Raw genomic sequence first — 25,928 nt, forward strand, 5'->3', positions numbered from 1 at the left:
GCTAGTCCATCTGCCGTCGAATGAAGGTCGGGATCTCCAGATCCTCGAAATCGGGGCGGGCGCCGACCCACGACTCTTCCGCGGCGTCCTCGGTCGCTACTGCCTCGGTCGCCACGTCCTCGGTCGCCACGTCCTCGGTCGCCACTTCCTCTGCCACCTCGGCGGGCCGGGGCGCGACCTTCTCCACTTCGTCGTCGAAGAGGCGCGGCCCCTGGTACATCGACCCGATCACGATCCGGCCGTTCGGCGGCGCCGGCGCGACCGTCGGCGGCGCGACCATCGCCGGCGCGACCGTCGCCGCCGCGCGGGGCTCCTCGCGCTCCTCCTCCGTCTCCCCGAATCCGGTCGCGATCACGGTCACGCGCAGCGTACCCTCGAGCTGAGGATCATGCACGACGCCGAAGATCAACTCACCCTCTTCACCGGCGGCCTCGTGGACGATCGAGTTGATGGTCGTCACCTCGTCGATCGTCATGTCGGGGCCGCCGCTGATGTTGATGAGGACGCCCGTCGCACCGTTGATGGATACGTTGTCGAGCAGGGGGGAGCAAATGGCCTGCTGCGCCGCCTCGACGGCCCGCTCTTCTCCGCTCGCCGTCGCCGTCCCCATCAGCGCGGCGCCGCGGTTCGACATCACGGTCCTCACATCGGCGAAGTCGACGTTGACTTCGCCCGTGACCGAGATGAGGTCGGAGATCCCCCGCGTCGCCTGCAGGAGCACTTCATCCGCCTTCTTCAGCGCCTGGCCGAACGTCGTGTCCTTGCCGACCACCGCGAGCAGGCGCTCGTTCGGCACGACGATCATCGTATCCACGGCGCGGCGGAGTTCGCGGAGGCCAAGCTGGGCCTGCCGCATCCGCTTCTTGCCCTCGAAGTGGAAGGGCCGCGAGACGATCGCGATGCAGAGCGCGCCCATTTCGCGCGCCATGCGGCCGATTGCGGGGGCGGCCCCCGTACCGGTGCCTCCACCCATCCCCGCCGTCACGAAGACAAGGTCCGCCCCGGCGATCGCCGCACGCGTTTCCTCCTCGCTCTCCGCGATCGCCTGCCGTCCGATCTCGGGTCGCGCCCCGGCTCCGAGACCGCGCGTGAGCGCCTTCCCGATCTGGACCTTGAGGTGGGCCTCGGACCCGTTGAGCGCCTGGGTATCGGTGTTGATCGCGATGAACTCGACGCCCTCGAGTTCCTCGTCTATCATTCGGTTGACGGCGTTGCCGCCGGCGCCACCCACGCCCACCACCTTCATCCGCGCGTTGCGCGGGATCCCGTCGTCGAATTCGAATACCATGTGTCCCCCCTCTCCCATCAGAAGAATCCTCTGATCCACCCTCCAACCCTTGCGAACGCCCGTGTCGCTCCCGCGAGCCCACGAACCGGAACCCGCGCCGCGCCGTAGAGGACCAGCCCCACCGCCGTGCTGTAGGACGGGCGCCCGACGCTTTCAACCATGCCGGTGATGCCCAGCGACGGAACGCCGATGCGCACAGGCAGGTTGAACACCGACCTGGCCAGGTCATCCATGTGGGGGAGCGAGACGGTGCCGCCGCTGAGGACGATCCCCGCCTCGAGGCGGTGGAGCGTCCCGCTCCCTTCCAGTTCCTCGTACACGAGTCCCAGGATCTCGTCCAGCCGCTGTTCTATGATGTGCGCCAGCAATTCGCGCGATACGCGCCGGGCGCCGCCGCGGCGCGCCCCCGACACGTCGAGCATTTCCCTGGCATCGACCGCGTCCCGCCGGGCCGCGCCGAAGATTTCCTTGAGGTGCGCCGCCTCATCCTCGTGAACCCCGAGGCCGCGCGCGATATCCCGCGTCACGGTCGACCCTCCCCAGGGCAGCGTGGCAGCGTGGAGTATCCGGCGGTCGCGGTACACGAGAACATCCGTGGTCGCCCCGCCGATCTCGATCAGCGCGACGCCCGCGTCCCGCTCCCGCTCATCGAGCACCGCCAGCGCCGTGGCCAGCGGCCCCATGACGAGTTCGTCGGCACGGTATCCCGCCCGGTCGACGATCTTCGAGAGGTCGCGCAGGATCGCGACCTCGGCGGTCACGATGCAGAGGTCCGCCTCGAGGCGGGCGGCGGTCATCCCGACCGGGTTGCGTACGGCATCGCGACCGTCGACCGCGTATTGCCGGCACAGCGCGTGGATCAACTCGTGGCCGGACGGGACCGGGACGGCGCGGCCGACTTCCTGCACGCGCTTCACGTCCGCGGCGGTGACCTCCGAGCCGGAGATGGGGAGCACGCCCTTCGACCGCGCGGTCCGCACGCAGGCGTTGGGCACGCTCACGTAGGCGACCTCCACCTCGCGGCCGGCGACGGCCTCCGCCTGCCCCACGGCGGCGCGAACGGCCCGCGTGGCGGCCTCCAGATGGGTGACGGACGCCCCGCTCAGGCCCTCCGATCGCGTGACGCCGAGCCCGAGGATCTCGAGCGGGTCCGTGGATTCGCGGCCGGGAGGCACGGAGGCGACGACCGCGACGGTCTTCGTCGATCCCACGTCCACCCCGACAATGCTCCCCACCCCCTGGATCATCTCGCCTCCGCCCGCGTCATCACAACTTGGCCCCTGAAGCGCGCGTCCGCACGTGCGATGCGTCGATCCTCGATCTGACCGAGCGCGATCGAGACCCGGTCGAGCGCGCCGAGGGGGTCCTCCCGCGGCAGCAGCACGACATCCGCCCCGGCACCGGGTAGCAGGAGGAATCGGTAGCCGCCTTCGTCGGCCGGCCCGACCTCGGAGACGAGGGAGATGAAGTCGCGACGGGTTCGATCCATCCGTTCGAGGGTGGCGATGAGTTCGCGCATGCGGGGATCGGCCACGAAGTCTCCGTCTGTCTCGACGGGGCCGGGGATGATCGGGAGATCGAGTCGCGCGGACGATGGATCGAGCGGAAGCAGCCGGCCGTCACGGCTCGCGGGACGCAACTCGGGCGTCGCAACCAGCGCGACCGGACGCTCCTCCACCACGGAGATCTCAAGGGCCCGGAAGCCGCTGCGCCGGGCGGTCGCCTCGCGGACCAGCGGGTGTTCGCGAACCCGCGACTCCCAGATTCGGGGGTCGTCCCACACCGACGCGTCGGGGGCGATGGCGGCGAGCATTCTCACCTCGTCGGGCCGCGCGTGGTTCGTCCCCACGACCCGGACCTCTTCGATTCGGAACGCCGGGAGGGTGGCCAGGATGCGCGGGACCCAGATCGGGACCGAGAACCCCGTCGCGACGGCGATGAGGACGACGAGGAGTTGCCGGCGTCCCCGGCGGGTCATGCGCCGCGAGCGCGGCGCCCTGCGCTCTCCGTCCTCATCGGGCGCCGGACGGGCGAGATCATCCGGGTCCCACACGGAAGAAATCACGCGGCCCCCACGCGGGCGCGCTGCTCGGGCGCGAACCCCCACAGGTGAATCTCGGGCTCGAGCGCGACGTCGAACCGCGTCAGCGCGCGGCGGCGCGTCTCGGCCATGAGCGCGAGCACGTCCCCGGCCCGCGCCCCGCCCAGATTCACGATGAAGTTGGCGTGGCGTTCCGCGACCTGGGCTCCACCGACCCGAACCCCCCGCATCCCCACCTCTTCGACCATCCTCCAGGCGGCGGGGTGCGGCGGGCCGGGATTCTTCCACGTCGACCCGACCGAGGGGAGTTCGTACACCTGATCCCGCACCTTGCGCTCACGGAAGGTCAGGTGCGCGTGGCGGATGGCGTCGGCGTCACCGGGGGTCGCGGTGAAGAGGGCGCGGACGAAGACCCAGTCGGTCGGCACCTCGACGTGGCGGTAGGCGGGCGCCGCTTCCTCGGGACGCAGTCGCACGAGTTCACCCTCGGGGGTCACGGCCTCCGCCCAGCGGACCCGGTCCCAGAGCCAATCCTCCCGGGATCCGGCGTTCATGCGCAGACCGCCGCCGACCGTGCCGGGCACGGCCTCGAAAAAGTGGAAGCCGTCCCGGCCGGCGCGACGCGCGGCGCCGGCCAGAGCGGGGAGACGGGCGGCGGCCCCGGCCTCGATCGTGCCGTCGTCGACCCGCAGGGAGGCGAACTCGCCATCGAGGACGAGGACGGGCTCCGCGGACCCCGCGTCGCCGATGAGGACGTTGGCGCCGGTCCCGAGTACGCGGTGTTCCCGTCCGGCCGCGTCCCGCAGAGCCGCGGCGAGTTCCCCGATGGAGCGGGGCCGGGCGAGCCGGGCGGCGGGCCCGCCGATGCGGTACCGGGCGAGTGGCCCCAGCGGGACATCACGCTCCCACCGCATCGCCCGTCCGTCGTTGGATGGCCGCGTGCGCGAGGTCGGTGACGTCGCCGGCGCCCATGAAAACCAGGACCGCCTCCCCATCGCCGGCCGTGCGCTTCCGCGAGACGAGTTCGAGGGCGGCTTCGCGTTCGATCGCCTCGGCCGCGGGGGCCGCGCCGGTGATCAACCCGGAGCCGACGCCCGGGATCGGTGCCTCCCTGGCGGGATACACGGGGAGGACGCGCGCTTCGTCCGCCGCGGAGAGGGCGTCGGCGAACGCCCGCGCGAAGTCGCGCGTTCGCGTGAACAGGTGCGGCTGGAAGACGACCGTGAGACGGGCATCGGGGTGCGCCTCCCTGAGCGCCGCGATCGACGCCGCGACCTCCGTCGGATGGTGCGCGTAGTCGTCGAACACCTTCAGACCCGGCCAGTCTGCGATGAGTTCGAGCCGGCGGGCGACGCCCCGGAAGCTCGCCAGCCCGCGCGCCGCCCGGCCGGGATCGCCCCCGAGCCTCAGGACGGAGAGGAAGGCCGCCGCGGCGTTGAGCCGGTTGTGGCGACCCGGAACCCGGAGCCGGATCTCCGCGACGCCGTCCGGCCATCTCAGGCGGCACGCGCCCGGCCCCGCCGTCTCGATTCGGCACCAGGCGCCCGGCCCGAAGCCGTACCCGAAGCCGAACCCCGTGGACTCGGCCAGTGCACGGGCGCCGTCGTCGTCGTGACAGTAGATGAGGCCGCCGGCGTGGCGCGCGCGCTCGACGAAGTCGGCGAAGGCCGAGCGGAGGCTGGCGAGGTCTCCGTAGGTGTCGAGGTGCTCCGCTTCGAGGGAGCTGACCACGGCGACGGTCGGACGGAGTTCGAGGAACGAGCGATCGTACTCGTCGGCCTCCACGATGGCGGGCCCCTCCCCGAGGCGGCCGAAGCCGTCCCAGGCGGAGACGCGGCCCCCGACGAGGACCAGCGGGTCGAGGCCCGCCGCCGCCGCGGCGTGGCCGGTCATGGCCGTGATCGTCGTCTTCCCGTGTGTCCCGGCGACGCCGACCACGGTGCGGTCGCCGAGGAGGGCGCCGAGGGCGCGGGCCCGGCGCATGACGGGCACGCCCGCCGCCGCGGCGCAGGCGACTTCCGCGAGGTCGGTGGGGACGGCGGAACTGCGCACGAGCAGCTCCGTTCCGGCAATGTGCGCCGCGTCGTGCGAGCCCTCGATGCGGATGCCGCGCGACGTGAGATCGCGCAACGCGTCGCCGGGGGCCCGGTCGCAGCCGCTGACGCGGTAGCCGGCGTCCTGCAGCAGCACGGCCAGACCCCGCATGCCGGCGCCCCCGATACCCATGAGGTGCACGCGGGCCCCGGGCTCCGGGAGGTCCGCCCTGCCCGCCGGACGACGCGCGTCCGCCGTCGCCCCGATCATGCCGCGGCCCGGTCGAGAAGGTTCAGCATCTCGCGCGCGATCGCGAGCGCCGCGTCCGGCCGGCCGCGGCTCGCGGCAGCCGCGGACATGCCGTCGAGACGGGCATCGTCGGCCAGGATCGCGCGGCACGTCGACCACAGGTCGCCGGGCTCCAGCGCCGTCTCCTCGCGAAGCTCGGCCGCGCCCGCGCGCGCCAGCGCCCGCGCGTTCGTCAGCTGGTGGCCGCCGACCGAGGTGGGCAGCGGCACGAGCACGGCCGGCCGACGGGCGGCGCACAGTTCGGCCAGGGACATCGCGCCCGCCCGGCACAGCGCGAGGGCCACGCCGTCCAGTTGTCGCCCGAGGTCGTCGATGTAGGGGACGACACGCACCCGGTCCGCGAAGGGAAGCGCCGAGACGCACGCGGAGACGCGATCCGCATGCGCCGGACCCGCGATCCACACCACCGACACGCCGTCCGGCCACGCCTCGGAGCGCTGCGCGGCCCATTCGAGGTCGCGCAGGAAGGCCCGGTTGAGCCCGAGCGCCCCCTGGCTCCCCCCGAACACGAGCAGGTTCCGGCCCGGAGGCCAATCGAAGCCGACGGCGCCCCCCCCGCCTCCGCCCGGAGCGACGGGGTTCCCGAGCGCACGGAGCCGCTTCCGGTCCCGCACGCGCAGCCGGGCCTCGGCCTCCGGATATCCGAGGTGGACCTGATCGACCCCGGGCGCGAAGAGGCGCGTCACGAGCCCGGGGGCCGCGTTCTGCTCCTGGATCGCCGAGGGGACGCGCCGGAGCCGGGCGCCGGCGAGCGCCGGGGCCGCGACATAACCTCCCGTCCCCACGACGAGCGCCGGATCGAAATCACGAAACGCCCGCCGGACTCCCGCCAGGACGGCCGGGGCGGAGGCGAACAGACGCCAGTTTCGCCACGGGCGATGACGGTACAGCGGCTGCAGCGGCAAGAGCCGGAACCGGTACCCGGCGTCCGGCAGCACACGCGCCTCCAGGCCCCTCCGGCCACCCAGAAACACGCACTCGAGGTCCGGCGCCAGCCGCCCGAACGCTTCGGCCAGGTTGAGCGCGGGATACAGATGGCCTCCCGTGCCGCCGCCCGCGAGCAGGATGCGCGTCGCCGCCACCGTCAGCGCCTCCGCCGCGAAGCCACGTTGAGCAGCACACCCGTGATCCCGAGCGCCGTGACGAGGCCCGTGCCGCCCGCGCTGATGAAGGGCAGGCTGACCCCCGTCGTGGGCAGGAGCCCCAGCGTGACCCCGATGTGGCCGAACGCCCCGATCGCCACGATCGCGGTCAGCCCGATCGCGATCAGCCGCCCGAACAGGTCCGGCGCCGACTGGGCGATCCGGAGGCCGAGGTGTGTCCAGACGAGGAAGAGCGCGAGGACCGCGACGGCGCCCACGAACCCCCATTCCTCCGCGATGATGGGGTAGATGAAGTCGTTCTGCGCCTCGGGCAGGTAATGGAGCTTCTGCGTGCTCTCGCCGTATCCGGCGCCCGTCACGCCGCCCGAGCCGATCGCGATCTCCGCCTGCTGGAGCTGGTAACCGATGCCGGAGGTGTCCTTCCCGGGGTCGAGAAACGCGAGGATGCGCGCGAGCTGGTAGCTGTTGGAGCGCACCAGCCACCACAGGGCGGGGACGACCGGCAGCGCGAGGAGCAGGAAGTGCCGGATGCGCATCCCCGCCGCGAACAGCACCGTGGCCAGCAGCCCGCCCGTGATGAGCGTCGCGGAGAGGTGAGGTTCCGCGGCGATCAGCACGAGCACCGGCCCGAGGATGAGGAGGAACGGGAGCACCCCGCCGCGGAAGCGGTCGAACGCCTCTTGCTTGCGCACGGCGAGCGCCGCCGTCCAGACGACCACGGCCACCTTGGCCAGCTCCGAGGGCTGGAAGGTCACCGGCCCCAACTCCAGCCAGCGGCGCGACCCGTTCCGGACGGGCGCGATCTCCGTCGTACCGGGCAGGATGAGGACGAGGAGCAGCGCCGCGACGACCGCGAGAATGGGCCAGGCCAGCCGTTCGTACACGCGGTAGTCGACGAACGCCGCCACGATCAGCGCCACGACGCCGACGGCGGCGCGCGCCAGCTGGCTCAGCAGCACGTAGTTGCCGGGCCGTCCGCTCTGCCGCGCCGCGAACGAGCTGGCCGAATAGACGGACAGGAGCCCGAACACGACGAGGACGAGCGTGATCGCGAGGAGTGCGTTTCGCACCCAGGCGGGCGATCCCGCGGTCCGCTGGACCCGCGGAAGCTCCCAGTCGAGGGTGTGATCCGTCACCCTTCCCCTCCTTCCGCTTCGAGCGCCCCGTACGACTCGAGCACGCAGCGCTCGAAGGCCTGCCCCCGGACCCGGTAGTCCGGGAACATGTCGTAGCTGGAGCACGCCGGTGAGAAGAGCACCACATCGCCGGGTTCGGCGGCCTCGCGCGCGAGGCGGACGAGTTGCCGGACGCTGCCGGCGACGTCGATCGGCGCCGCGTCACCGAGTTCCCGCACGATCTGCGGCGCGGCCTCGCCGTACACGATCACGGCCCGCGCGTTCTCCCGCAGCGCGGGGATGAGCGATCGATACGACTCCCCCTTGTGCCGGCCTCCGAGAAGGGCCACGAGGGGCCTCCGGAAGGCGTTGAGGGCGACCTTGGTCGCGGAGACGTTCGTCCCCTTGGAATCGTTGATCCACTCCACGCCGTCGAACTCACCCACCCGCTGCAGACGGTGCGACAGTCCCCGGAAGGAAGTGAGGGCGGCGCCGATCGAGGCCGCATCGCACCCGGCGAGCGCCGCGGCCAGCCCGGCCAGGAGCGCGTTCATCACGTTGTGCGCGCCGACGAGCGGGAGATCCTCGGCCGCGATCCACGTCTCCGGGGCCGCCCCCGTTTCGAGGCGCTGGACGAGGTTCCCCGCCTCGTCGAGCCAGGCCCCGGGTTGCTCGTGCGCCTCGCTCGAGGCCAGGTATCGTTGTCCCGCGGCGGGGCGCGCCATCGTAAGCACCCCGGCGTCGTCCCCGTTGAGCACCCAGCGGCTATCCCCGTCCGCGTTGGCGAACAGACGGGCCTTGTCCTCGTAGTAGCGCTCGATGCTCGAGTACCAGTCGAGGTGGTCCGCGGCGAGGTTGAGCAGGACTCCGATCGTGGGCCGGAAGGCCCGGAGATCGGCGAGCTGGAACGAACTCAGTTCGACGACGACCCAGTCCGGCTGCCGCTTCATCATCGAGATGTCGGAGAGAGGCCGTCCGATGTTGCCGGCGGTCATGGCGTCGATCCCGGCCTTACGCAGGAGATGACCGCAGAGCGCCGTGGTCGTGGTCTTGCCGTTCGTGCCCGTGATGCCGATGACGCGGGACGTGAGGTGCCGGTACGCGACCTCGATCTCGGCCACGGTGGGAACACCGGCCTGGGCGACGGTCCGCCGGATCTCCGCGCTCGGCGCGATCCCGGGGCTGGTGACGACGAGGCGCGCGTCCAGAATGCGGTCGACGTCGTGCCGCCCCACTTCCGCCTCAATGCCCTCGGCCGCGAGGGCTTCCAGGGCCTCCTGTTGCCGGGGTCCCTCGAACGCATCGCTGGCGTAGACCTCCGCTCCCAGAGAATGGACCAGACGGGCCGCCGCGGTGCCCGACACGCCGAGCCCGAGGACGGCGACGGGGTCGCCGGGAGCGAAGAGCGGAGGTCGGCCGTTGCGCGCCATCAGCGGATCTTGAGCGTCGCGAGGCCGACGAGGGCGAAGATGATCCCGAGGATGTAGAAGCGCGTGACGACGCGCGGCTCGGGCCAGCCCAGCTTCTCGAAGTGGTGATGCAGCGGAGCCATGCGGAGAAGGCGGCGACCCTCTCCCCAGCGCCAGCGGCTGAACTTGAACCAGCCGATCTGGGCCATCACCGAGAGCCCCTCGAGCACGAACACACCGCCGACGATGAGGAGGAGGAACTCCGACTTGAGGAGGACGGCCACGGCGCCGATCGCGCCCCCGAGGGCCAGGGAGCCGGTGTCGCCCATGATCACGTCCGCGGGGTGGGCGTTGAACCAGAGAAAGCCGATCGCCGCCCCCGCCAGCGCGGCGCAGAAGACGGACAACTCGCCGGCTCCGTTCAGGTACAGGACTCCGAGGTAGGCCGAGGTGTCCACGCGCCCGATCGCGTAGGCGAAGGCGCCGAAGGTGAGCGCGGCGATGGCCGCCAGCCCCGTGGCGAGTCCGTCGAGCCCGTCCGTCAGGTTCACGGTATTCGCCGTCCCCGCCACCACGACCGCCACGAAGAGGGGGAAGACGGCGGGCGCCAGGACGACGGTCAGGTCCTTGAAGAAAGGCAGCATGGTCTGGGTCGCGCCGTAGGCCGACGTGGGCTGCCAGAGGAGGAAACCGCCGAGCGCGAGACCGAGCACGAACTGCCAGATGAGCTTGTACCGCGCGATGAGGCCGCGCGAGTGGTGCCGCACGATCTTGAGATAGTCGTCCATGAACCCGATCGCGCCCATCCACGCGGTGACGCCGAAGGCGATCCATACGTAGGTGTTGTCGAGGCGGGCCCAGAGGAGCGTGGGAACGAGACAGGCGGCGAGGATGATGAGACCGCCCATCGTCGGCGTGCCGGCCTTCTTGAGGTGCGTGGCGGGCCCGTCGGCCCGGACCACCTGGCCGATTCTGTGTCGGCGAAGCCGTGAGATGACGCCCGGGCCTACGAGGAACGCGGTGAGGAGGGCCGTCACCATCGCTCCCGCGGCGCGGAACGAGATGTACTGAAAGACGTTGAACAGGATATGCTGGTCGGCGAGCGGGAACAGGAAGTGATAGAGCATCAGGCGCGCCCTCCGAAACGGGCCTCCAGCTCGTCGATGACCCGCTCCAGCCGCGCGCCGCGCGAGCCCTTCACGAGCACGACCTCATCGCCCCTGAGGGCGTCGCCGAACGCCGCGATGGCCGCGGCGGGATCCTCCTCCCGGATGATCAAGGGGGCCTCCGCGCCGTCGAACGGAGCGTCGAGGAAGAGTCCGGTCGCGGCGATGACGTCGAACCCCGCCGCGAGCAGTTCGTCCCCGATCTCCCGGTGCGCCCGGGCCTCCTCCGAACCGAGTTCGAGCATGGAGCCGGCGAACGCGGCGCGGCGGCGGCCGGGGAGCAGACGCCGGGCCTGGACGATCGCCGCCCGAAACGAGTCCGGGTTGGCGTTGTGGCAGTCGGCCAGCACGGTGAGTCCGCCGATGCGCCGGATCGCGCCACGCATGCCGAGCGGCTCGTAGCGCGACAGTCCCCGGGCGGCCGCGGCCGCCGGCACCTCCAGCGCTTCGGCCACGGCGGCGGTGATCAGGGCGTCCCGGAGGTGATGCTCGCCGCCGACACCGAGCACGAAGCGCTCGCTGCGGCGGCGGAACTCGATGCGATCCGGCCCGGTCGCATACGCGTCGGGGGTGAAGTCGGCCCCGGGTCCGATGCCGGCCACGATGGCGTCGGGACGGTATGCGCGCGCGGCGGTCGGAAGCACGCCGGGCTCCTCGCCCACGACGAGCACGCCGCGCCCGGAGGCGCCGTGCGCGAGCCGCATCTTCTCGCGCAGCACCCCGGCCACGTCGCCGAAGAACTCGAGGTGCGCGGCCCCGATGGTCGTGATGACGACGTGGTCGGGCCTCGCGATCTCCGCGAGGCGGCCGATCTCGCCCGGCTCGCTCGCGCCGACCTCCAGCACCCAGGTATCGGCGTCGGCGGGCGCGCGCAGGATGGTGAGCGGGAGACCGACCTGGCTGTTGAGATTGCCTTCCGTCCGGTACACGCGCCGCGATTCGGAGAGAGCGCAGGCGAGCATCTCCTTGACGGTCGTCTTGCCCGAACTCCCCGTGATCGCGACGACGGCGGCGGCGGACTCCCGGCGGGCCGCGGCGGCGAGGTCGCCGAGCGCGCGCAGGGGATCGGGCACGGCGAAGTACTCGAGCGGCAGTCCGGGCTCCTCGCGTCCGGCGCGAACGATGGCGCCGCGGGCCCCGCGGGCCGCCGCCTGGGGGAGGAAGTCGGCGGCATCATGCCGCTCTCCCCCCAGCGCGACGAACAGTTCGCCGGGCCTCAACGTCCGCGAATCGGACGACACTCCGGTGTAGGCCCGCTCTTCGGGCGCGCCCCCGCGGAGCCCGAGCGCCGACCGGATCTCCCCGGACCTCAGCGCCGGGGCCTGGGTGGTCGCGCTCATGTGGGGCCGCCGTTCGCGTTGGCCCCGGCGGAGCCCGCGACGATCTCGGCCACGATCTGACGTTCGTCGAACGGGAGTCTCTCGTCCCCGATGATCTGGGTCGTCTCATGCCCCTTGCCGAGGAGCGCGACCGCGTCGGCGGGCCCGGCCCGGGCGATCGCGCGGGCGATCGCTTCCCGGCGGTCGATGACGATCTCGCAGGCGTCGGCCGGGAGGCCGGCGACCATGTCGCGGCAGATCTCCTCCGGGTCTTCGGATCGCGGATTGTCGCTGGTGACGATGGGGACATCGGCCAGTCGAGCCAGGATCCGGCCCATCAGCGGCCGTTTTCCGCGGTCGCGGTCGCCGCCGCAACCGAGGAGGGCGATGACCCGCCCGGGCACGATCGCACGCAGCGTGGAGAGCGCCCGCTCGCAGGAGTCGGGGTTGTGCGCGAAGTCCCGGATCACGAGGACGGGTTTCCGCGAGAGCACCTCCATCCGCCCCGGAACGGGCGGCGCCGAGGACAGCCGGGCCGCGATGCGCTCGAGCGGGAGGCCGAGGCCGCGCGCGATGGCCGCGGCCGCGAGCGCGTTCCGAACGTTGAAGTCGGCCGGGAGCGGAAGCGAGACCTCCGCCGTCTCCCCCCCGGCCCGCAGCCGGAAGCGGGAACTGTCCGCGGAGAGGACCAGCCGGTCCGCGCCGATGTCCGCCGTGGGCTCGAAGCCGTAGCGGAGGGTCTTCGCGCCATCGGGTCCGATACCTCTCCAGGCCTCTTCATCGTCATTGACTGCACAGACCCCGCCGGGTGCGAGAAGTTCGAGCAGCCGGAGCTTGGCGGCCCGGTAGGCCTCGAGATCCGGGTGGTACTCGAGGTGCTCGCGGCTGAAGCTCGTGAAGGCGACCGCATCGAAGGAGAAGCCGTCCGCGCGCCGCTGGTCGAGGGCGTGCGAGGAGACCTCGAGCGCGACGGCTTTCGCCCCGGCCGCCCTGAGTTCGGCGAGTTCCCGCGCGAGGTCGATGGGATCGGGCGTCGTCAGCCTCGGCGTTCCGATCTCGCCATCGACCGAGACCGGGCCCAGCGTGCCCAGGGCCGCCGCGGGGATCGCGTCCGCGAGGATCCACCGCGTGAGGCACGCCGTCGTCGACTTGCCGTTCGTACCGGTGATGCCGATCAGGCGAAGCGAGGCGCCGGGGTCTCCCGCGAAGAGCGCGGCGAGGTGCGATACGGCCGCGCGGGCATCACGGACCACCAGCTGCGGGATCTCCGCTTCGACGATCCGTTCGACGACGGCGGCGGCCGCCCCGGCGCGCGCGGCGGCCCCGACGAAGGTGTGACCGTCCACCCGGATTCCCGGGATGGCGCAGAACAGATCGCCGACCCCGACCCGCCGGGAGTCGGAGCGAAGGCCTGGAAAGGCCGCCGGCGGGAGGCCCCGCCATCGCGGCGCCTGACCCGCGCGGGCCAGTCGCCGTTCGACTTGGTCATTTGTGATGATCTGCTGCGGCAAGGGCCGATTCTTCCACCGTGCCGGCCGCCGGGCCGGCCGATCCGTTCACTTCAGCACGACGGTTTCGCCGCGAGCCAATTCGCTGCCCGGCGGCGGGCTCTGCGACGCGACCACGCCCCTTCCCTGCCACGCCACCCGCAGGCCGAGTCCGTGCAGCTGCGCCGCAGCCGCCCGTACGGACAGGCCCGTCAGGTCCGGAAGGGAGACGAGGCCTTCGGTCCCGAGATCCCCTCCCCACGGCTCCCCCGGGCCGCCCGTGCCGCTGGCGGCGAAGATGGCCCGCTCCGCCCCCTCCGCCGCGCGCGACGGGTCCGACCACGGCCGTGGGCGCGGGTCCGAGACCACGAGGCGCGGATCGAGCTGCACGCCATCGGCCGCCAGCGCCGCTTCGAGCGCGGCCTGACTCGTAGGCGCCGCGATCGCGCCGCCGTAGTAGACCCCGCCCTTCGGATCCTCAAGCCGCGTGAGGATCACGATCCTCGGGTCGTCCGCCGGCGCGAAGCCCACGAACGAGGCCCGGTAGCGGCCCAGCGCGTAGCGGCCGTCGACCGCGAGACGGGCGGTCCCGGTCTTGCCCGCCACGGCGAAGCGCGCCATCCGGGCCAGCGTGCCGGTCCCGTCGCGGACCACTTCTTCCAGCACGTCGCGAACCTGGGCCGCCACGTGTTCGGGGATCACGCGCCGCACGGCCTGAGGCTCGAAGCGCTCGACGACGCGTCCCGATGCGTCCCGCACTTCTCGTACCAGGCTCGGCTTCAGCAGGATCCCGCCATTGGCGATCGCCCCGTAGGCGGCCGCGAGCTGCAGCGACGTGGCCGACATCTCGTAGCCGATCGCGTGGGAAGCCGGGCTGAGCGCGGTCCACGATTCCGGCCGGCTCAGACGCCCGGGGGATTCGGCGAGGTGCCCGACCTGCGTTCGCATGCCGAACCCGAAGTCCCGCAGGTATCGGTGCTGGACGGCGGGCGGCAGCCGCGTGGACAGCTTGGCGGCCCCGACGTTGCTCGACTTCGAGATGACCTCCCGAACCCGGAGCGTGTCGTAGCCGTGGACATCGCTGATCACTCTGGACCCGATCCGCAGCACGCCGCCTTCCACGTCGATGACCTCGTCCAGATCGACGACGCCCTCGCTCAGAAGCGAGGCGAGCAGGAACGGCTTGGCCGTGGAACCCGGCTCATAGGGATCGGAGAGCGCCGAGACCTGATCGGGCGCCCCGTCGGCGTGTTCGCTGGCCAGCGCCAGGACCTCTCCCGTGCGCGGATCGAGCAGGACCATGTCGCCCCCGCTGGCCCCGGTCTTCGTCAGGGCGCGGGCGAGTTCGTTCTCCGCGATCCGTTGCAGTTCCGCGTCGATGGTGAGGACGACATCGTGTCCGGGGACCGGCTCGATGACCTGCCCGCCGGGCGGACGGTAGGTGTTCCGGCGGCCGTCGAACCGCACTTCCGCCCGGCCGGCCCGGCCGGCCAGCCAGTCGTCGAGCGCGGCCTCGAGCCCCGTACCTCCTTGCCCGTCAGCCCCCACGGCGCCGATGAGTCGGCGGCCCATGCTCCGCGGGTAGTCCCTCGCGGCGCGGCTTTCGAAGTATATGCCGCGCCCGATCGTCCGCTGCATGCGCACCCGTTCTTCGTCGCTGACGTCGCTCGCGACGAGCGACCATCCGCCCTCGGCCTCGGCGACGGTCCGTTGGCGATCCGGCGGTACGGGAACGACGGCGGCGACCGCCTCGACGGCGGCACTCCGCCCGAGCCTCAGTTCATCTACGGCCAGAAAGGCCTGGTAGCGCGTATCGGGCGCCGCGAGCACGCGGCCGCGCCGATCCATGATCCTGCCCCGTGGCGCCGGCAGCGGCTCCCACTCGGCGCTCTGCTCCAGCTGCGCCCTGCGGTGCTCGTCCGCCTCGACGATCTGGAGTTCTCCCAGACGTACGGCGTATCCGACCGCAACGAGGGTGATCGCGACGTTGAGTACCCGATGTCTGATGCGGTGGGTGCGGGAGAGGGCCGCCTCCCGCGCGTCACCGGCGACTTCCGCGACTTCCGTGGTGGCGTGAATGCCGAACCGCGTCACCTGTTCCCCCCCTCTTCATCCCGTGAGCTCGCCGCATCGACCTGAAGCAACTGCTCTTCCACCGCCCTCTGCAGTCCCAGCGCGCCCGCCGCGCGTTCGATCCGGGCCGGCGTCGTCAGGGAGTCGACCCGCGCGCGCGTCATATCGATCCGATCTCCGACGATCCGCACCTCGGCTTCGAGACCTCGAAGCTCCGCGGTCAGTTGCCGCCCTTCTTCTCCGCGACGAACCACCGTCACGAGAGAGGCGGCCAGCGCCAGAACCGCGAGGCTCGTAGCGGACCACCGGAGCAGGGTCCGTCGCCGAACCATCCGGGCGCCTCTCCTTCCGTCACCCATCCGCCAGCCGCTTCTCCCACGCTCTCAGACGCGCGCTCCGCGCCCGGGGGTTCCGGGCCACCTCCTCCTCCGTGGGCCGCAACGGCCGGCGCGTCAGCACCCGCCCCAGCGACTCTCCCCGACACCGGCACTCCGGCAGACCCGGCGGGCAGAGACATTCCGCGGACCACTCGCGGAACGCCCGCTTGACCGCGCGGTCCTCCAGCGAGTGGTACGACAGAACCGCGAGCCGTCCGCCGGGGGCGAGGCGGCCGCGGATGCCCTCGAGCCCCTCGCCGAGCGCGGCCAGTTCGTCGTTGACCGCGATCCGAAGGGCCTGGAACAGCCGGGCCTTCCGCTTCTCCTGCACCGGACGACCCAACACCGCGGACAGCGCAGCCACCAGGTCGTCGCTCATGCTGAAGGGCCGGATCTTCCTCCGCCGCACCACCTCACGTGAGAGCACCCGCCACCTGCGCTCTTCCCCATCACGGAAGACCCGGCCCAACTCTTGTTCGTCCGCCCGATTCAGCAGGTCGGCGGCAGACCTTGCGCGCCTCGTCTCATCCATCCGCATCCCGAGCGGAGTACCCGGACGAAACGAGAATCCGCGCGCCTTCGTGTCGATCTGGTGCGACGAGACGCCCAGGTCCATCAGGGCTCCCGCCACGCCGTCCAACTCTCCCGCCAATTCCGGGCGACCGAGGTCCCTGAAATTCGCCCGTATCAGCCTCGCCCGTTCGCTCAGCGGCGCGAGCCGCCTCCTCGCGGCCTCGATCGCCTCCCCGTCCTGGTCGATTCCGATCACTCGCACGGCCGACCCGGTCTCCAGCAGCCGGATCGCATGCCCCGCACCACCGATCGTCGCGTCGAGGAAGACGCCCCCCCGTTCGGGGCGAAGCCACCGTAATACTTCGTCCGGCATCACCGGCGTATGCCGGAACGTCTCCTCCGTCACTCCGTCGGCCTATCCTCGACTGCCCCCACCGTGCGGTGATCGGGTGATGAGTCAGGCGAACACTCTCTCTATCTGCCGCTCGAACTCCTCGTCACTCGCGCTCGTCACGTTCTCGAACGTCTCCGGATCCCAGATCTGGGCGTGGTTGATCGCGCCGACCACCATCGCTTCCGTCCCCAGCGCGACCGCCTTCCGCATCCTCTCCGGGATCAGGATCCGCCCCTGCGCGTCCGGCGAGACCTGGACGGCGCTCGCCGTGACCCGCAGCACATGGTGCCGGAAACGCGGCTCCCGACTCGACATCTCCCGCAGGTCGTCCTGCACGTCCTGCCACGCCTGCTCGGGATAGAGAGACAGCGCCTCGGGTTCGGTCTGGAGGAGGACGAACGGCTCGCCTTCCCGACCCTTTCGAAAGGGTGCCGGTAGACTGACCCGACCCTGCGAGTCGAGCTGATGTCGATAACTCCCCAGAAAGCCCGGCAAATCGTGCCTTCGACATTCGCTTGGGTTGTCCCTCCCAGAACGCCCCGTTTCCACCCACCGAGTGCCACTCTAGGCCCCTATGTGATGGGTGTCAACCCCTATCCTCCCCATCTCGTACCATCACGGAGGGAAAAAAGTGCCCGGCCCGCGGAGAACGCGAGCCGGGCGCCGGGCTGGCGCCCCGTTACGGGCGCCGCCTTGCCCTAGCGGCTGCAGGCGGACTCGATGATCTGCTCCTGCCGATACAGCTGGACATCGATCGCATCGCGGATCTGCTGCTGGCTGTCCGCCTGATAGCTGCCCGACTGGGACAGGTGCGGCGTCACGCCCTGAAACGCCGTCAGCGCGTTCCGGGCCGGCCCGCACGCCTCGTCGGCTTCGTTGCGCGCATCGTAGGCGCTTCCCTGCAGATAGTAGCCGAAGGCGAGGAAGAAGTGGATCTGCTCCGAGGTCTGGGGCGTCTGGGCAAACTCGGCCGCCGCATTGAAGAGTTCGACCGCCCTTGAGACCTCGCCCACATCGATCGCCACCGGATTCGCCAGGAGCTGCGACTGGGCCTGGAAGTGTCCCGCGTGGGCGAGGCTGAAGATGGCGTTGGCCACCTGCTCCGGATCGCCCCCCCCGGCAACCGCCGCGCGGAAATCCTCCACCGCCCCGGCGGCATCGCCCGACTTGAGTTTCAGCGTGGCGAGCTGCTGGCGCCCATTCGGCACGTCCGGGTTGTATTCGAGCGCCTGCTCGAGTTCCGCCACGCCGGTCGCGGGGTCCTCCAGGCGATCGTAGATCCTGGCGCGCGACGAGTGGACCTGGGCCATGAGGTCTTCTCTGGACATCTCGCCTTCGCCGTTCGCGCCGTCCGATCCCGCGATCGCCTCGAGGGCCCGATCGGAGAACGCGAGCGCGTTGTCGTACTCCTCGATGAGCATGTAGGCGTTCGTGGCGTTCGACAGCGTGGTGGGACTCACGGCGTCGCCCTGGAGCTCGACGAGTTTGCCGGACGCGTCAACGGCCTCCCGGATCATATCGGCATCCGTGACCTCGCCCGCCGTCTGCCCCGCCTGGAGGGCCGCGCCGGCCAGGTACTCGAGCAGGTCCTCGTTGTCGGGGGCCCGCTCCACGCCGTCCTTGAGGAGCTGCACGGCCTCTCCCCAGCGCCCCGCCTGCGTGAGGTCGTAGGCGATCCTCATGCGCACATCGACCCGGTCCGGCTGGAAGTCGAGGAACTGCCGGTAATACTGGAGCGACCTGACGCCATCGCCCAATTGGGCGTACGTGAATGCGAGCGACTCGAGGGCATCGAGGTCGGATGCGTTGCCGTTGACGACCCGCTGGAGGTCGGCGGCCGCGCTGCCCCACGCCTCGTCCAACATGTACGCCCGCCCCCGCCAGTAGTGGGCCCGCTCGCTGTCCGGACTCAGCGCCAGCGCCGCGTTGCAGTTGCTGATCGCCTCGCTCGCCTGTTCCGAGGCGACGTAGTCGGCGCAGAACGCGAGCGAGCGAAGGTATTCGACCCCGCTCCCGAACTGCTGCATAATTTCCTGCGCAGCTTCCTCGTGGGAGTCGTCGTCCGCCACGACGAACGACCGCATCGGCAACTCGTCCCCGCTCGACGGCTCCGTGAATGTGATGTCCACCTCGACGCCGCCGTCGGCCTGGGCCGCGGTCCCGAGCATGACGAGGCTGGCGTTCATCCGCATCGCCAGCTGCTGCCAGTCGATGGCGGTCATGGCTCTCTCGTCGAGGTCAAACTGGTCGATCAGATCCCGCGCATCGTCGCGTTCGATCGCCATGTAGCCGGGGAAGGTCTCGAGCGCCTCCCGGACCTCTTCGGCGATCCGCTCGCCGAAACGACGGTTGACCGGCTCGGTCACGGCCACGGTGGCAACCAGGATGGTGTAGTCGCCCGTCTGAGCCTCGAGGGCGCGAGGCGCCGTCGGGACGGAGAGGACGGCGACCCCGGCTGCCACCCAGGACAGGATGTTGCGTGTGCTTCTCATCGAGTACCTCTGACCGTTCGTACGGAACACAGCGCACGGACCGGAATGCCGTGCAACACAACTCAATCTAGCGACACCTCGCAACAGGAGGATCAAGGTCGATTAACGTGAGTCGGCGCTGTGCGCAAGACGCGGCCACACCTTGAATACCCCGCAGCGTCGCCGTGGTTCACATGGCGTCGTCGCCGCCGCGCCGGGCGCAGGGTGCCTGTCCGACGTTCATTGCGCCAGCTTCCGTTGCAGGCACCCCGTAAAGCGGTTGAACATAACATTCGCGACGGACTGAATCACCCCCCCGCGCCCGAACGAGGCCAGCCGCCCGGTGAGCGCGATCGACTGTGAGACCCGGATGCGGGTCCCTCCCTGCTCACGCTCCCGGAGATCGCTCTCCATCTTCATCCGCACGTTACCGCTCCCGCGTCTGTCCCTTCCCTCACCCGTCATCACCATGTGATGGCGCTCGACGTCGAGTTCCTCGAAGTGGATCCGGCCCATGAAACGCATCCCGATCGGCCCCAGCGTGAGGCCGATCTCGCCCCGGAAGGTGCGCTCGTCGACGGCTTCGATCAGCCTCGCGCCCGGGAGGCACTCCACGATCCGCTCGGGATCCGTCAGGAACCCCCAGACTTTGTCGACGGGCTGAGGAACGTCAAAGCTGTTTTCGATCTCGATCGCCATCGCGTATGCCTCGGGAAGGGGCGGCGCCGATCGGCGCGCCGGTCCCGACAGGTGTGCGGGGGAGCGGTTATATTGCCGCACACGGGCGGCGCGCGAGCCGGAGACCCGAGCAAGCTGAGTTTGCGGCCGAGCGTCCGCAACCGGCGACGCACCTCCGACGGCCTTTGGCATCCCGCCCGGCCCTGTGAACGCGAGATGGAGGACGGAGCTTTGCGACCCGATATCGCGAGGATCGTCGAGGGACTCGAGTCGGTCGGCTATGTCGCGGACCGGACCATCGCCACGGCCGTGCATCTCGCCCTCGCGATGGAGAAGCCCCTCCTTGTCGAGGGCGCGGCGGGTGTCGGGAAGACCGAAATCGCGAAGGCCATGGCGTCCTGGCTCGGAGCCGAACTCATACGCCTCCAGTGCTACGAGGGGCTCGACCTTCCCACCGCCGTTTACGAGTGGAACTACCAGAAGCAACTCCTTCACATCCGTCTCCAGGGCCGTGAGGGGGACGCGGACGCGGTGCAGCGGACGATCTTCGGGCCCGGATTCCTGCTCGAACGCCCCCTCCTGCGCGCGATCCGCTGCGAGGAGCGGCCGGTCCTGCTGATCGACGAGGTGGATCGGGCGGATGAAGAGTTCGAGGCGTTCCTGCTCGAACTCCTGTCGGACTTTCAGGTGTCGATCCCGGAGCTGGGCACGATCGCGGCCCGCACGCGGCCCGTCGTCCTCCTGACCTCCAACGGTACGCGCGAACTGTCCGACGCCCTGCGGCGACGCTGTCTCTACCTGTGGATCGACTATCCCGAGCCGGAGCGCGAGGTGGAGATCCTCAGGCGACGGCGGCCGGAGATCGGACGAACTCGCGCGCACGAGGCGGTGGGGCTGGCCCAGCGGCTGCGGCGGGAGCGGCTGGCCAAGCCGCCCGGCGTGGCGGAGACCCTCGACTTCGCCGCTGCCCTCGAGGCGCTCGGAGCGGAGCGGCTGGGGCCCGAGACGGCCCGCGACGCGATCGGGGCGCTCGTCAAGGACCCGAACGATCTCGCCGGGCTCACGGTGGAGCGCCTCGAGGCCTTGCTCGCCCCCTCGCGAGACGCGGAGAGGTGACGCCGGAGCGGGTCGCCGAGCTGGGCCGGCGGCTGCGCGGCGAGGGCGTCGACTGCGCGCTCTCCGAATCCACCTCCGCGCTCGCCGCGCTCGAGCACCTCGACGGCGGCGATGCCGAGGACGTGCGGGTCGGACTCCGGGCCGCGTTCTGCTCGAGCCCCGCCGACCTGGCGATCTTCGAACGGTGCTTCTGGCCCTGGTGGCGGAGGGAGCGCGCGCCCACGCCGGCCGATGACCTCCTGTCGAAGGCCCGCTCGGCGCCGAGTCCCGCGCCATCCGCCGGCGGGCTGTCGACGCCGGATCGACCGGGCGCCGCGGCGCGGGACGAGGAGCGCGGCGCGGACCGGGACGATCCGGATTCGCGCGTCCGGCCGATCGGCGCGGCGTACAGCGCGGCCGACTCGCTCGCCCGGCGCTCGTTCGCGTCGATCGGCAGGGACGAACTCCGCGAGGTCGATGCGTGGCTCGACCGGCTCATCGTCCGGCTGTCGACCCGGCGCAGCCGGCGTCTCGAGCCCGGCGGCCGGCGCGGCCCGATCGACGTCCGCAGGACGCTCCGTTCGGTCGTGGCGCACGAGGGCGAACTCGTCCGCCTCGCGAGACGGCGCCGGCGCCACGTCCCGCCGCAGCTCGTCGTCCTCTGCGACGTGAGCGGCTCCATGGAGCGCTACAGCCGCTTCCTGTTGCGCTTCCTGCTGGGGTGTGGTCGCGCACGGGACATCCAGACCTTCGCGTTCAGCACCCGCCTCACGCACCTCACGCCCTGGCTGGCGGGCGAGAACATCGACCCGGCCCTGGACCGTCTGCGCGCACGGGGCTGGTCGAGCGGGACCCGGATCGGGGAGTGTCTGGAGACGTTCGTGACCCGGCACGGCCAGCGCATGCTGGGGCGGCGAACCCTGGTGCTCATCCTCTCGGACGGACTCGACCAGGGCGAGACCGAGCCGCTCGAGCGCGCCATGCGACGGATCCAGCGCGGGGCCCGGCGCGTGATCTGGTTGAACCCGCTCCTCGAGAGCTCACGCTACGCACCCGAGGCGCGCGGCATGCGCGCCGCCCTCCCGTACGTGGATCACTTCCAGTCGGGACACAGCCTCGAAGCGCTGCGAGCGCTCCCCGGGTTGTTGAGGTTGTAGGGAGGACAGAGGGGTGGGGTGGGGTGGCCCGGACGAACCGGGCCCCGCCGGGACCCGGCATTAGGCTCGAACGCGGTCCTTGAGGCCCTTCCCGGCCTTGAAGGTCGGAACGTTCATGGCTGGAATCTCGATCGCCGCACCGGTCTGCGGGTTGCGGCCCATGCGCGCGTTGCGCCGTCGCTTCCCGAACGTGCCGAAACCCGTGACCGTGAAATCGCGGCCCGCATCGAGTTCGACTGCGATGATTCCCGCGCCCGGATCCGTCGCAAAGATGCAGTCGATAACCTCGCGCGACTTGGCCTTGCTCAGCCCCGTCTGCATGGCGAGCTTCGCCGCAAAATCGTCCTTGGTCATCCTTTTTTCTCCTGTAAAGAGGTTCTTCGTCGAGCGAACGAAGCGCCCATAATTCTCGCTGTCACCGCATCATGCAAGTCCCGGGAAGGCGGCGGTGCCCTCGCAACCCGGCGCGGTGCCGCGCGGCTAGTGCTAGTGCATGTCGGTCGAGAACACCTTCCGCGCCATCGTCACGCCGACCAGCCCGAAGACGAACCTGCCGATCCGCCCGAGGAGCATGGTCGGGATCGCGGTCGGAAGGATTGTGTCCCACACCGTGTTCAGGAAGCCGCTCTCCCCCCCGAGCCCGAAGAGCCCGACGAGGGCGAATCGCAAGAGGGCGAAGATGCCGAGGAAGACGGTGAAGTTCAGCAGCAGGCCGAGCGCCTGCCGGCCGGCGGAGCCGGTCTCCGCGTCGTACACGCCGCCGAAGAAGACGGCGCTCACGAGCCAGAAGACGCAGATTGCTATGAGCCAGTGGATCAATGGAGCCTCCGTGTCGGGAAACGGGATGGAATCGCGGCACGGCAAGATACGGCGTTTCCGGCGATCGTCGAAAGTCCGCCGCGGGTGTCGACGGCCGAAGACGCGACGTTTATCTTCGCGACGCTCCGCCGGCCACCGACGCATGAATCTCTCCACTCGAGAGGCTCGCCATGAAAGCCCCTTCACTCACGCTCGGCGTTGAAGAGGAATACCAGATCGTTCATCCGGAGACCGGCGAACTCACGTCGTTCATCACGGAGATCCTCGAGGGGGACGACGAGACTCGCGAGGAGATCCATCCGGAGCTGCACCAGGCCTGCGTGGAGACGGCGAGCCGCGTCTGCCGGGACGCCGGCGAGGTCCGCGCCGAGGTCCTGCGCATGCGCCGACTCGTCACCGCGAAGGTCACCGCGAAGGGACTCCGGATCGTGGCCTCCGGCACCCACCCGTTCTCGAACTGGCAGCAGCAGGCCATCACGCCGCTCGAGCGGTACGCCGGACTCAGGGAGGATCTTCAACAGGTCGCCGAACGAAATCTCATCTTCGGCACCCACATCCACGTGGGGATCGAGGACCGCGAGTTCCTGATCGACGCCATGAACGTGTCGCGATACTTCCTCCCGCACGTGCTCGCGCTCTCGACGAGTTCGCCCTTCTGGGAGGGGTCGAAGACCGGACTCCACTCGTACCGGAGCATCATCTGGCGCAATTTCCCGCGCACCGGCATCCCCATGAGCTTCGGGAGCTGGAGCGAATACAGCCACTTCATCGAGACCATGGTCCGCTCGAACACGATCCAGGATTCGAGCAAGATCTGGTGGGATGTGCGCCCGAATCACAGCTTCCCGACGCTGGAGTTCCGCGTGTGCGACATGTGCACGCGCGTGGAGGAAGTCGTCTGCATCGCCGCGATCTTCCAGGCCATCGTCGCGAAACTGTGGAAGCTGCGGCGCGACAACCTCACGTTCCGCCTCTATCCCGAAGTCCTCGTGGCCGAGAACAAGTGGCGCGCGGCCCGATACGGGCTCACGGGCAAGCTCATCGACTTCGGCCGTCAGAGCGAACACCCGGCCGCCGACCTCATCATAGAGATGCTCGAGTGGTTCCTCGACGACGTGATCGACGAACTGGGCAGCCGGGCGGAAGTGGAATACGCGCTCCACATCCTGAAGGAGGGGTCGAGTTCAGCCCGGCAGCTCGCCGTGTTCGAAGAGACGGGCGACATCCGCGACGTCGTCACGCACCTCATCGGGGAGACGGTCGAGGGGCTCTGATCAGGGGAGGCGGAACTCCGTCTCGGCGAGGATCCAGCTGCAGCGGGAACGCCTCGGCGACGGCGCGAGGTGCTCGGCGACGATCTCGCCCTCCATGCGGATTTCGGCCCGGACGGGCCGGGGCGGGCAGCCTCCGGCCCCGGCGCGAAGCCACAGGCGTGTACCCGGGTCGGCGCCGAAGTCCATGTCCCATTCGCCGACGATGTCCCGGGCCCGGAGCACACCCTCCTCGTCGATGTACTGGACGCGGCACTCATCGCTCACGCTGCACGAGACGTAGTACTGGACGCGGTAGGCGTATTCGGGGGCTTCCGCTCCCGGAGTGACCCCCGGCCCCGCGTCGCGGGGCGCCGTCGCGCAGGCGGCGACGCTCGCGCCGAGAGCCGCCGCGAGGGCCACCCGTGCGGGGGGTCGGCCGGCCCCCATCACATCATGCCGAGGTCCCGCGCCGTGCGGTCGATCCCCGCCCGGGCCTTCGCAACCAGTTCGTCGATCTCTTCCCGGGTGATCGTGAGCGGCGGACTCGTGCACATCACGTCCCGCATGGACCGGAAGATGACGCCCTCGTCGTAGAGGTGTTCGTGGCAGAGCGCGCCCACCTGGCCGACGGGGTCGAACAGCGCCCGCGACGCCTTGTCCTTCGACAGCTCCAGGCTCCCGAGGAGTCCGACGCCCCGCACCTCCCCGACGAGAGGGTGGTCCGCCAGTTCCCGCAGCCGGCCCTGGAAGTAGGGCCCGGTGTCCTCCCGGACCCGTTCCACGACCCCTTCCTCCTTCATGAGCCGGAGGTTCTCGAGCGCGACGGCGGCGGCGGCGGGGTGTCCGGAATAGGTGTAGCCGTGCGGGATCACGCCTCCCTCGGACAGGACATCGAACACCGCGTCGGTCATGAGGACGGCCGACATCGGCAGGTAGCCGGAGGTGAGCCCCTTGGCGATCGTCATGAGATCGGCGTCGATCCCGAACTTCTGAGCGCCGAACCACTCGCCGGTGCGGCCGAAGCCCGTGATCACCTCGTCACACACGAGGAGGACGTCGTTCGCTCGGCAGATGCGCTGAATCTCGGGCCAGTAGTTGTCGGGCGGCACGATGACGCCGCCCGCGCCGATGACCGGCTCCCCGATGAAGGCGGCCACCCGGTCCGCGCCGAGTTCGGCGATCCTGTCCTCGAGCGCCTTCGCGGCCCGCGCCCCCGTCTCCTCCGGGGTTTCTCCAGCCTCCCCCATCGCGAACCAGTACGGCGGCATGACGTGCTCGAACCCGGGCAGGGGGAGGTCTCCCATCGCGTGCATGGCCTCGAATCCGCCCAGGCTGGCGGCGGCCATGGTGCTCCCGTGGTACGCGTACGTGCGGCTGATGAACGTCTTCTTGGCGGGCTTCCCCTGGAGGTCCCAGTACCGGCGCACGAGGCGGACGATGGTGTCGTTGGCCTCGGAGCCGGAACTCGAGAAGAAGGCGTGCGCGATGCTGCCCGGCGCGAGTTCCGCGAGCACGCGCGACAACTCGATCGTCGGGGGAGACGCCGTCCGGAAGAAGGTGTTGTAGTAGGGCAACTCGACCATCTGGTCGTAGGCCGCGCGGGCCAGTTCCTCGCGCCCGTAACCGAGATTGACGCACCACAGGCCCGCCATGGCGTCGAGGATGCGGCGGCCCTCGGAGTCGATCAGGTGGCGGCCTTCGGCCCCGACGATGACCCGCGTCCCCTTCTCCGCGAGGATGCGGGGGTCGACGAAGGGATGGACGTGGTGGCGTCGATCGATTTCCTGCCAGGTGGCGGTGTCGGTCGAAGCCGTGTTCGTGATCGCG

General features: G+C 70.6%; 24 protein-coding genes. 3 read left to right on the forward strand and 21 right to left on the reverse strand.

The window, feature by feature from the left end; genetic code table 11:
• Position 1: 1 nt before the first annotated feature.
• The 17 genes from ftsZ to ACPXY0_RS10805 all read right to left on the reverse strand — a co-directional run bounded on the left by ftsZ (position 2) and on the right by ACPXY0_RS10805 (position 19,798).
• Positions 2-1,288 carry a cell division protein FtsZ gene (gene ftsZ, locus ACPXY0_RS10725; RefSeq protein ID WP_423924527.1) on the reverse strand — a complete coding sequence of 429 codons (1,287 nt, stop codon included), beginning with the start codon at positions 1,286-1,288 and terminating at the stop codon, positions 2-4.
• A 17-nt stretch (positions 1,289-1,305) separates the two neighbouring features.
• Entirely contained in the window at positions 1,306-2,535 is a 1,230-nt protein-coding gene (gene ftsA, locus ACPXY0_RS10730) for a cell division protein FtsA (protein WP_423924528.1), read from the reverse strand.
• Positions 2,532-3,353 (reverse strand): cell division protein FtsQ/DivIB, encoded by an 822-nt coding sequence (locus ACPXY0_RS10735; protein ID WP_423924529.1) that lies wholly within the window; start codon positions 3,351-3,353, stop codon positions 2,532-2,534. The genes ftsA and ACPXY0_RS10735 overlap by 4 nt, the downstream gene beginning before the upstream one ends.
• Positions 3,350-4,243, reverse strand: coding sequence for a UDP-N-acetylmuramate dehydrogenase (gene murB, locus ACPXY0_RS10740; RefSeq protein WP_423924530.1), 894 nt, complete (start codon positions 4,241-4,243; stop codon positions 3,350-3,352). Before murB ends, ACPXY0_RS10735 begins: the two co-directional genes overlap by 4 nt.
• Positions 4,227-5,633, reverse strand: a complete 1,407-nt coding sequence (murC, locus tag ACPXY0_RS10745) for a UDP-N-acetylmuramate--L-alanine ligase (RefSeq protein ID WP_423924531.1) — start codon at positions 5,631-5,633, stop codon at positions 4,227-4,229. The genes murB and murC overlap by 17 nt, the downstream gene beginning before the upstream one ends.
• Positions 5,630-6,754, reverse strand: coding sequence for a UDP-N-acetylglucosamine--N-acetylmuramyl-(pentapeptide) pyrophosphoryl-undecaprenol N-acetylglucosamine transferase (locus ACPXY0_RS10750; protein WP_423924532.1), 1,125 nt, complete (start codon positions 6,752-6,754; stop codon positions 5,630-5,632). Before ACPXY0_RS10750 ends, murC begins: the two co-directional genes overlap by 4 nt.
• Before the next feature lie 2 nt (positions 6,755-6,756).
• Entirely contained in the window at positions 6,757-7,911 is a 1,155-nt protein-coding gene (locus ACPXY0_RS10755; protein WP_423924533.1) for an FtsW/RodA/SpoVE family cell cycle protein, read from the reverse strand.
• Positions 7,908-9,320, reverse strand: coding sequence for a UDP-N-acetylmuramoyl-L-alanine--D-glutamate ligase (gene murD, locus ACPXY0_RS10760; RefSeq protein WP_423924534.1), 1,413 nt, complete (start codon positions 9,318-9,320; stop codon positions 7,908-7,910). The genes ACPXY0_RS10755 and murD overlap by 4 nt, the downstream gene beginning before the upstream one ends.
• A complete protein-coding gene (gene mraY, locus ACPXY0_RS10765; protein WP_423924535.1) occupies positions 9,320-10,426 on the reverse strand; it encodes a phospho-N-acetylmuramoyl-pentapeptide-transferase in 1,107 nt (368 codons plus the stop codon). The genes murD and mraY overlap by 1 nt, the downstream gene beginning before the upstream one ends.
• Entirely contained in the window at positions 10,426-11,805 is a 1,380-nt protein-coding gene (locus ACPXY0_RS10770) for a UDP-N-acetylmuramoyl-tripeptide--D-alanyl-D-alanine ligase (RefSeq protein ID WP_423924536.1), read from the reverse strand. The genes mraY and ACPXY0_RS10770 overlap by 1 nt, the downstream gene beginning before the upstream one ends.
• Positions 11,802-13,295, reverse strand: a complete 1,494-nt coding sequence (locus ACPXY0_RS10775) for a UDP-N-acetylmuramoyl-L-alanyl-D-glutamate--2,6-diaminopimelate ligase (RefSeq protein ID WP_423924537.1) — start codon at positions 13,293-13,295, stop codon at positions 11,802-11,804. Before ACPXY0_RS10775 ends, ACPXY0_RS10770 begins: the two co-directional genes overlap by 4 nt.
• A gap of 45 nt (positions 13,296-13,340) precedes the next feature.
• Positions 13,341-15,365 carry a penicillin-binding protein gene (locus ACPXY0_RS10780; RefSeq protein WP_423924538.1) on the reverse strand — a complete coding sequence of 675 codons (2,025 nt, stop codon included), beginning with the start codon at positions 15,363-15,365 and terminating at the stop codon, positions 13,341-13,343.
• Positions 15,362-15,676 (reverse strand): hypothetical protein, encoded by a 315-nt coding sequence (locus ACPXY0_RS10785; RefSeq protein ID WP_423924539.1) that lies wholly within the window; start codon positions 15,674-15,676, stop codon positions 15,362-15,364. The genes ACPXY0_RS10780 and ACPXY0_RS10785 overlap by 4 nt, the downstream gene beginning before the upstream one ends.
• 19 nt (positions 15,677-15,695) lie before the next feature.
• On the reverse strand, positions 15,696-16,640 hold the full coding sequence (rsmH, locus tag ACPXY0_RS10790; protein WP_423924540.1) for a 16S rRNA (cytosine(1402)-N(4))-methyltransferase RsmH: 945 nt from the start codon (positions 16,638-16,640) through the stop codon (positions 15,696-15,698).
• Between the two features lie 51 nt (positions 16,641-16,691).
• A complete protein-coding gene (locus ACPXY0_RS10795; protein WP_423924541.1) occupies positions 16,692-17,123 on the reverse strand; it encodes a division/cell wall cluster transcriptional repressor MraZ in 432 nt (143 codons plus the stop codon).
• A 203-nt stretch (positions 17,124-17,326) separates the two neighbouring features.
• Positions 17,327-19,120 (reverse strand): tetratricopeptide repeat protein, encoded by a 1,794-nt coding sequence (locus tag ACPXY0_RS10800; protein WP_423924542.1) that lies wholly within the window; start codon positions 19,118-19,120, stop codon positions 17,327-17,329.
• A 219-nt stretch (positions 19,121-19,339) separates the two neighbouring features.
• Positions 19,340-19,798 carry an SRPBCC family protein gene (locus tag ACPXY0_RS10805; protein ID WP_423924543.1) on the reverse strand — a complete coding sequence of 153 codons (459 nt, stop codon included), beginning with the start codon at positions 19,796-19,798 and terminating at the stop codon, positions 19,340-19,342.
• 195 nt (positions 19,799-19,993) lie between these two features.
• Between ACPXY0_RS10805 and ACPXY0_RS10810 the strand changes: the two genes are divergently transcribed.
• On the forward strand, positions 19,994-20,893 hold the full coding sequence (locus ACPXY0_RS10810) for an AAA family ATPase (protein ID WP_423924544.1): 900 nt from the start codon (positions 19,994-19,996) through the stop codon (positions 20,891-20,893).
• Entirely contained in the window at positions 20,890-22,029 is a 1,140-nt protein-coding gene (locus ACPXY0_RS10815) for a vWA domain-containing protein (RefSeq protein WP_419940912.1), read from the forward strand. Before ACPXY0_RS10810 ends, ACPXY0_RS10815 begins: the two co-directional genes overlap by 4 nt.
• Before the next feature lie 60 nt (positions 22,030-22,089).
• Here the strand turns inward: ACPXY0_RS10815 and ACPXY0_RS10820 are convergent, their stop codons facing one another.
• Both ACPXY0_RS10820 and ACPXY0_RS10825 read right to left on the reverse strand, forming a co-directional pair.
• Positions 22,090-22,383, reverse strand: a complete 294-nt coding sequence (locus tag ACPXY0_RS10820; RefSeq protein WP_423924545.1) for an HU family DNA-binding protein — start codon at positions 22,381-22,383, stop codon at positions 22,090-22,092.
• Positions 22,384-22,515: 132 nt separating this feature from the next.
• Positions 22,516-22,848 (reverse strand): hypothetical protein, encoded by a 333-nt coding sequence (locus ACPXY0_RS10825; RefSeq protein WP_423924546.1) that lies wholly within the window; start codon positions 22,846-22,848, stop codon positions 22,516-22,518.
• 170 nt (positions 22,849-23,018) lie between these two features.
• Between ACPXY0_RS10825 and ACPXY0_RS10830 the strand changes: the two genes are divergently transcribed.
• Positions 23,019-24,122, forward strand: a complete 1,104-nt coding sequence (locus tag ACPXY0_RS10830; protein WP_423924547.1) for a carboxylate-amine ligase — start codon at positions 23,019-23,021, stop codon at positions 24,120-24,122.
• Here the strand turns inward: ACPXY0_RS10830 and ACPXY0_RS10835 are convergent, their stop codons facing one another.
• Together ACPXY0_RS10835 and ACPXY0_RS10840 are read right to left on the reverse strand one after the other, a co-directional pair.
• Positions 24,123-24,548: a hypothetical protein gene (locus tag ACPXY0_RS10835; RefSeq protein ID WP_423924548.1), complete on the reverse strand. Its 426-nt coding sequence runs from the start codon at positions 24,546-24,548 to the stop codon at positions 24,123-24,125.
• On the reverse strand, positions 24,548-25,924 hold the full coding sequence (locus ACPXY0_RS10840; protein ID WP_423930660.1) for an aspartate aminotransferase family protein: 1,377 nt from the start codon (positions 25,922-25,924) through the stop codon (positions 24,548-24,550). Before ACPXY0_RS10840 ends, ACPXY0_RS10835 begins: the two co-directional genes overlap by 1 nt.
• Between the last annotated feature and the right edge of the window lie 4 nt (positions 25,925-25,928).

The sequence above is a fragment of the Candidatus Palauibacter sp. genome, assembly GCF_965237495.1.
In the GTDB taxonomy this organism is placed as follows: Bacteria; Gemmatimonadota; Gemmatimonadetes; order Palauibacterales; family Palauibacteraceae; genus Palauibacter.